The sequence below is a fragment of the Ruegeria sp. D3 genome (assembly GCF_056534465.1).
The window spans coordinates 1-830 of record NZ_JBQFPK010000052.1 but is presented as its reverse complement, the minus strand read 5'-3'; the positions used below and the strand labels follow the sequence as shown (position 1 = coordinate 830).

Genomic DNA, 830 nt, shown 5'->3' with positions numbered 1-830 from the left:
ATGAAACTGCTGCGCTACGGACCCACGGGTCAAGAAAAGCCGGGGCTTTTGGACGGAAACGGCGCGATCCGTGATTTGTCGGGCGAAGTCGGTGATATCGCAGGCGCCGCGCTGAGTGATGACAGCCTCGCACGTCTGCGCGCGATCGACCCTGCAACCCTGCCGCTGGTCGAGGGCGACCCGCGCATCGGAGCGTGTGTGGGCCAGGTTGGAAAGTTCATTTGCATTGGCCTCAACTATGCCGATCACGCGGCGGAATCGGGCATGGACCTGCCCGCCGAGCCGGTGATTTTCTTCAAGGCCACATCCGCCATTATCGGCCCCAATGACACGGTCGAAATCCCCCGCAACTCGGTCAAGACCGATTGGGAGGTCGAGCTGGGCGTGGTGATCGGAAAAGAGGCCAAATATGTCTCGGAAGAGGACGCGTTGGACCATGTGGCGGGCTATTGCGTCGTCAATGACCTGTCCGAGCGTGACTTTCAGCTGCACCGCTCGGGGCAATGGGTCAAGGGCAAGTCGGCGGACACGTTTGGCCCCATTGGACCTTGGCTGGTGACCCGCGATGAGGTCGCGGACCCGCAAAACCTGCCGATGTATCTTGAGGTCAACGGGCACCGTTATCAGGACGGTTCGACCAAGACGATGCATTTCGGTGTGGCGACGGTGATCTCGCACCTGTCGCAATTCATGTCGCTGCAGCCGGGGGATGTGATCTCGACCGGGACACCTCCGGGCGTGGGCATGGGGCAAGACCCGCAAACCTATCTGAAACCCGGCGACAAGATGGAGCTGGGGATCGAGGGACTGGGCGTGCAGCGGCAGGATGT

1 protein-coding gene is annotated in these 830 nt (G+C 61.4%); it reads left to right on the top strand.

The genetic code is table 11. From position 1 onward, the window contains the following. The coding region (locus ACR0DX_RS22755) for a fumarylacetoacetate hydrolase family protein (protein WP_480847556.1) at positions 1-830 on the top strand (830 nt) is incomplete at both ends.